At 77.0% G+C, this 6,591-nt stretch carries 3 protein-coding genes; all 3 read right to left on the bottom strand.

Going from position 1 to position 6,591, the window contains the following annotated elements; all coding sequences use genetic code 11:
- Positions 1 to 2,877: helix-turn-helix transcriptional regulator (locus B7L92_RS37205; RefSeq protein WP_081241545.1), on the bottom strand; the 2,877-nt coding region annotated here is incomplete at its 3' end.
- 188 nt (positions 2,878 to 3,065) lie between these two features.
- The gene (locus tag B7L92_RS37200; protein WP_081241544.1) at positions 3,066 to 3,263 is read right to left on the bottom strand and encodes a hypothetical protein; all 198 of its coding nucleotides are present in this window, start codon (positions 3,261 to 3,263) and stop codon (positions 3,066 to 3,068) included.
- Between the two features lie 80 nt (positions 3,264 to 3,343).
- Positions 3,344 to 6,475, bottom strand: coding sequence for a type 2 lanthipeptide synthetase LanM family protein (locus B7L92_RS37195; protein ID WP_255311331.1), 3,132 nt, complete (start codon positions 6,473 to 6,475; stop codon positions 3,344 to 3,346).
- Positions 6,476 to 6,591 lie beyond the last annotated feature (116 nt).

Below are 6,591 nucleotides of genomic sequence, written 5' to 3'. Positions count from 1 at the left end.
CGCGCGGTTGGCCGCCCCGGTCTTGGCGATGAGGCTCGCGATGTGCTTCTCCGCCGTGCGGGGCGAGATGAACAGCCGGTCGGCGATGTCCTTGTTGCTGAGCCGCTCCGCGAGCAGCCGGAACACGTCGAACTCCCGTACGGTCACGCCCTGGGCGCGCAGTTCCCGCGGGATCGAGCGGGTGCCGGAGCGGTGCTGGTGCACCGGGGCGCCGAAGCGGCGCAGCGCCGCCCGGCAGGCACCGGTGACGGCCGCGACGTCCCGCTCGTGGAAGTAGTGCTCGGCCTGCCGCAGCCAGCCCACCGCATCGCCCCAGCCGTCCTGGTGCGCCGCCTCCGCGACCAGCCGCAGCCCCAGGTGGCGGGCGAGCGGATACGGTTCCGCCGCCGCCAGCGCCGACTGCACCGCCGCCGCCGCGCGCGGCCCCGCGCCCTCCCGGCCCAGCAGCACGGCGTCGGCGAGCAGCACGAACTGGCGGTTCCACCGCATCCGCGCCATCGCGGTGGCGGTGGTCTCCTCGTGCCGGGCCCGGTCCGCGTCACCGGCGAGCACGTCCAGCAGCAGGACCAGGCCGTGGGTGCCGCCGAGGTGGTAGGTCGAGGGGTTGCCCGCCTCCAGCGCCTGCACCGCCCGCAGTTCGGCGCGCGCCAGGTCGCGGTCCTCCTCCAGCAGCGCGCAGAAGGCGCGGGCCAGACCGAGACTGAGCGGCTCCTCCTGCGAGCCCGCGCCGTCCCACTCGGTGAACGTCGCCAGCGCCGCCTCCATCGCCGCCCGGTCCGCGCGGTGCGCCTCCAGGGCCGCCCGCGCCATCAGGACGTACCGCACGACGGGCGCCAGGCGCAGCCGCCGCGCCACCGCCAGGCAGTCCGCCGCGGCCGACCGCGCGGCCTCGTGGTCGCCGCGCAGCACCGCGTCCAGGACCAGGATGCCGTCCACCGTGTGCACGATGTTCACCGAGCCGAGCCGCAGCGCCTCCTCCCGTGCCGCCAGCAGGCCGGAGGTGTCGCCCTCGGCGAGCCAGGCGTTGCCGCTCATGCGGGTGGCCGCGTACATGCGCTGCAGGGGCAGCCGGTGCCGCTCCGCCGTCTCCAGCGCCTGCCGGAGCATGTCCGCGGACTCCTCCGGGTCCCGCTCGCGGGCGACGGTGGCCAGCAGCTCCCGCGCCTGGCAGACGACGACCGGCAGGCCGTGCCGCTCGGCGGTGTCCACCGCGGAGCGGGCCAGCTTCTCCGCGTGCTGGGTGCGGTCCGGACCCGGGGTGTCCAGTGCGAGGTAGGCGGCCGTGACGTCGACGGCCGCGGTCGCCGCCTCGTCCGGAGCCGCCGCCAGGACCTCGCGGGCCCGGACGATCTGCCGGTTGCCGTCGCTCCACCGGCCCGCCGTGTGCGCCACCTTGGCCAGCCGGGTGTGCAGCGTGGCCAGTCGTACGGCGCTCAGCCCGGCCCCGCCCAGCGCGTGCAGGTCCTCGGCCAGGTCGAAGGCGCGGGCGAAGTCACCGGCCTCCGCGAGCGCGGGCAGCAGGTTCTCCAGCACCGAGGCACGGGCCTGCGGATCGCCGGCCCCGGCCAGCAGCTCCTCGGCCCGGCCGAGCAGCGTCACGGCCGAGCCCAGGGCACCCGCCGCCAGGGCCCGCCCGCCGGCGTCCGCGTAGAGCAGTCCCGCCTCCACCCGGTCCCCGGCCTCGCAGCGCAGACCGGCGGCCAGCGCGCACCAGTCGCCCTCGAGGTCCGGGTGCAGTTCCTCGACGGCCCGCGCGCCCCGCCGTGCCAGCTCCGCCCGCTGACCCGGCGTCATCTGCGTGAACAGGGCCTCGACGGTGGGGGAGTGGCGGAAGGAGTACCAGTCGGGGGCGGGCTCGTCGGGGATGACCAGCCGGGCGGCGACGCCCGCGTGCAGATGGCTCAGCAGGGTCCGGTCGTCGGCACCGGTCATGCGCTGGAGCACGGTGAGCGGGAAGCGGCGGCCCAGCACGGCGGCGGCCGACAGCAGGGTCAGGCCCTGCGCGCCCAGCCGGTCGATGCGGCGCAGGATGCCCCGGGCCAGCGTGGAGGAGACGTCACGCCGCAGGTCGCCCACCGCGCGCCAGCCGTCGGTGCCCTGCACCAGGGTGCCCGCCCCGATCATGGACTGCAGCAGTTCCTCGACCAGGTAGGGACTGCCCGCGCTGTCCTCCCACAGGCGGTCCAGGACCGCCGGCGGCACCTCGTGCGGACCGTCCGCCCCCAGGTGTGCCGCCGTCATCTCCTCCACCTGGGGCCGGGTCAGCGGCGGCAGTTCCGCGAGGGCGGCGGTGCCCCGGCGGCGGGCGGACTGCGCCAGGTCCAGCGCGTCGCTGAAATCGGTCCGGACGGTGGCCAGCAGCAGGACCGGCGTGTACTCCAGGTTGTCCACCAGGTACTCGAGGACGCCGAGCGTCTCGGGGTCGGCGTCGTGCAGGTCCTCCAGCAGCAGCAACTGGCCCTGTCCGCGCCCGGCGGCCAGCAGCAGGCGCAGCACCGCCTCGCCCAGGATCACCATGGAGCTGCTCTCGCGCTCCCCGGTGTCCCACTCGGGTATCAGCCGCCCGAGGACCGGCCGGTACGGGCCGAGGGCCGCGTCGTCCAGGGGCTCGCCGCCGCGGAACAGCGGCATCAGCGCCTCGGTGAGCGGACGGAACGGCACCGCCGGCCCGGTGGTGCTGCTGCGGCCCCGCAGCACCCGCATCCCGGAGCCGAGCGCGCCGCCCACGGCCTCCGCCGCGAGCCGTGACTTGCCCACCCCGGCCTCGCCGACCAGGAAGACGACACCGCCGCGTCCCTGTCTCGCCCGGGTCAAGGCGCTTTCGAGCAGGCCGATCTGAGGGTCCCGCCCGACGAGGGAAGGCGCATGGGAACGCATGGACGCAGATGATAATCAGGATGTCGGAATCTGTGACAGATCGCATCGGCGCAGGCTACGCACCGTCACACCGCCCGGCCCCGGCCCGGAGCGGGCGGATGCCGTGCCGGAGGCCGGTGCCGGACGCACCGCGGCGCGGGCCCGCCCGGCGGGCCCGCGCCATCACGCGAAGTGACGACCGCGAGGGGTCAGTTCGGTGCGGAGACCGAGGTGTCCAGCGAGGTCAGCGTGATGACGATGCCGCTGGTCAGGACCATCCCGGCCAGGACGCGGGCGCGGGCGCAGGCGCGGTTGCGGCCGGTGAGCGTGATCCCGCCCGCCGCGTCCTGCTCCTCGGCGGTGTTCGGGACGGAGTCGGCGGCGGTGGTGGTCAGGTGCTGGTCCATCGGTGGTCCCCTTCTGGTGTTCGTACGGCGTGTACGGGGTGGAGGTGGAAGTGCCGTGGTTCCGGGGCGTCTTGCCGGTCTCAGTGGTCGGGGTGGGACAGGAGCAGGACGGACGGAACGGTGCCGGGGTGGGCGAGGCGGAGCAGCCCGTACCCGATGCCGGACAGTCCGTCGAGCAGCCCGGGGGAGGGAACGTGGTCGGGGGTGGCGCAGCGGTGGCTCCGCGCCTCGACGAGGGCGAGTGCCCGGCCGGCGTGCCGGGTGAGCGCGTCGGCGGCGGCCGGGTCGCCCAGCCCGGCGTGCACGGCCAGGGCTTCCAGCGTGCCGAGCGTGCCCTGTCCGAGGCTGAGGTCGGGACGGACGCCGGTGTCCGCCGGCCGGACCGCGGCGCCGGGCAGGCCGGGCGCGGGGGAGACGTGGGCGGCGACGGCCGACGCTCCGGCGAGCCCCCTGGACCACGACGCGTCCGCGGGGGCCGTCCCGGCGTCCCGCAGCACGGTGTCCAGCAGCGTCCGGGCGGCGGCCGTGTGCGCGGCGGTGTCCCGGGAGCGGCGGGCGGCGTACCGCAGCAGGGCCCAGGCGATGCCCGCGGCACCGTCGGCGAAACCGGCGGGGAGGCCGTTCGGGCGTCCTGGCCCGCCGGCACCGGACGGCACGCTCCCGTCCGCGCCGGTCACCGCGCCGAGCAGCCGGTCCGCCAGGACGTCCGCCAGCCCCAGCGCCGCCGGGGCACCGGTCGCCTCGTGCACGGCGACGGCGGCGGTCAGCGCTCCGGCCGTACCGCCGGCGAACCCCGGCTCGGACGAGGCGGACGCGGCGTGTCCGAGGGCGGTGAGCGCGTCCGGCAGGCAGTCCGCCGGCCCCGGGCCGAGCAGCGCCGACAGCCGCAGCACCGCGTACACGATGCCGCCGAGACCGTCGTACGCGCCGGGCCCGGCCGCCGCGCTCAGCTCGGGATCGTCCGCCAGGGCCTTCAGCAGGGCGGGCAGCGGGCGGACCGCCTCCCGGGCGAGCGCGGCGTACCGGCCCGCTCCGGCCAGCGCGTCCGTGTGCGCCAGGAACAGCGCCACTCCGCAGTAGCCCTGAGCGAGTCCGGCGCCCATCGGCAGCACCGCCCAGTGCGGGCCGGACACCCTTTCCAGACCGAGCCAGTTGGTCCGGCCGCCGTCGCGGACCGCGCGGGCGGCGAGTTCGTCGGCGATCCCGCACGCGGCGGCGAGCAGCCGGGACGCGTCGGGCGCGACGGCCGGCACCGGCCCCACCGCCAGCTCGGACCGCGGACGCCGCAGAGGGGACCCCGCGCCCCGCGCCGCGATCGTGGCCGTGATGATCCACTCCTGGTCGTGGCAGTCGACCTCGTCCATCCGGGCGATCTTTCCCCGCACCGAGGCGAGGCCCGCCACCGGCAGCACGCCGGGCAGCCACGTGCCGTCGTCGGCCCGCACCGCGGTCCCCGACGGCCGGTGCGTGAACAGCGGGACGTCCCCGCGCCACAGCGCCGCCGTCTCGTGCTCGATCAGCCGCCGGCGGGCCTCGTCGTGCTCGGACTCCGTCCACAGCACCGCGAAGACGCCCTCCCGGGCGAGCGCGTCGCCGAGCAGCGACGGGTGGGTCGACTCCTCCAGCAGTGCCGCGTACAGGCGGGTGGCGCGGGCGATGAGCCGGGCGGGACGGTCCGCGCCGGACACCAACGGGCCTTCCTCGCCCAGCAGTTCATGACCGTCGGCGGCGAGCGCCGCGTACGCGGCGCGGAAGCCCTCCAGCAGCGCGGCCCGGTGGTCGGCGCCCTCCAGGAGGCGGCCGGCGGGCAGCGGCTGGTTGTGCGCCGCAGGGCTGAGCAGGGGACCGCGCACGGCCCGCATGGTGTCCAGGCCGCTGTCCCGCCAGTGCAGGCCCTCGCTCGGGTAGGTGCCGTCGGTGGACCGGCCGAGCGCGGAGATGTCCAGGGCCCCGTGCTCCCCGATCAGCAGGTGCGGCAGCAGGCAGGTGCGGTGCACGGACGCCTGCAGCGCGTCCGCCGCCGGGTCGGCGCCCGCCGTCATGGACTGCGCGAGCCCGGTGTGCAGCAGCGTCTCGGCGTCCACCAGGACCGGCTGGTCACCGCAGGCGATGACGTTCTCGTAGTGCATGTCGGCGCCGTCCACCGCGTACAGCAGGGCCAGCAGCGCGCCCTGGCGCCGGTAGAAGGCGTCGGCCTCGGTCACCGACCGGCACCAGCGGTGCTCGACGAACTCCAGCCAGCCGTACGCCTCGCGGCGCAGACTGCGCGGGGTGCGCAGGCCCAGCCCGGGCACCTTGGCGTTGAGCCAGCCCACCAGGTCGTCGAGGAGGGCGTGCTGGCCGAGCGGCCGCGGCTTGTAGACCAGCCGCCCGCCGGCGAAACGCAGGATCGCGACGGACCGGTTGCCCTGGTGGGCGTCCCCGCGGCCGAGGTCCACCCCGGTGAGCGGTCCCGGGTCGCGTCCGCCGAGAAGCCCGGCGGTCAGGTCCTCCCGGTCGGCCGTGAAGCGGGCCGCCAGCTCGGCGGTGGCCGCGGTCGCGTCCAGCGCGGTCCGCGCGAGCATCCGGGCCAGTACCGGGTAGGCGGCGAACAGGGCCCCGAGACCCCGGCGGGTGCCCGTGGCGGCGACGAAGGCGTCGAACCGCTCGTGCGCGCCGGCGCCGGCCAGCCGTCCGGCGCGCCGCGCCGTGTCGAGTTCGTGGACCAGGGTCCGCGCCGCCTGACGGACCAGCTGGTGCGTCAGCCGCCGCGCGAACGCGTCACGCCACACGGCCGGTTCGCCCTCCGCGGCCGCGGGCAGCAGCTCGGCCAGCCGCGCGGTGGCGAAGGCGACGATCGGCCGCACGACCGGAGCGAAGGCGTCGGGTCCCTCGCCCCCGCGGGCCGGCCCCGCCGGCTCCTCCGCGGCGTCCGCCAGGGCGGCTTCGGCGTACCACGCCCAGTCGGGCTTGGCGGCGCGGCCGGCCAGCCGCTCGGCGGACTCGGCGGCCAGCGCCGCGGCGGTGGCGCCGGCCACGCCGAGGTGGGCCAGCCGCAGGGCGAAACCCTCGGCGTCCCCGGCGACCCACGGGGCGGGCACGGCGGCGGCTTCGGCGGGCGCCCCGGGAAGACCGGGTGCGGCGAGCCGTTCCGCGAGGGACAGCGCCGGCGCCCACCACGAGGGCGGGAGGTCGGTGCTCCGGGGAGTCGGGAGGCTGGCGGTCTCAGTCACGGGAAAGAAGGTCGCAGACCCGCCGCACCCCCACATGGGTAACCGTCCCCCATATTCTGCGCGGCCCCCGCCGCACTCCACGCGCCGGCCGGCCCGCCGGCCGGCGCGTGGAGTGC

Source organism: Streptomyces viridosporus, assembly GCF_002078235.1.
GTDB lineage: Bacteria > Actinomycetota > Actinomycetes > Streptomycetales > Streptomycetaceae > Streptomyces > Streptomyces viridosporus.
Note: the sequence above shows the minus strand (reverse complement) of the source record. Positions and strands in the feature narration are given on the sequence as shown.

Excerpts from the sequence above, each read along its gene's own strand:
- B7L92_RS37200 (WP_081241544.1), bottom strand. The coding sequence starts at position 3,263 with ATGGACCAGCACCTGACCACCACCGCCGCCGACTCCGTCCCGAACACC.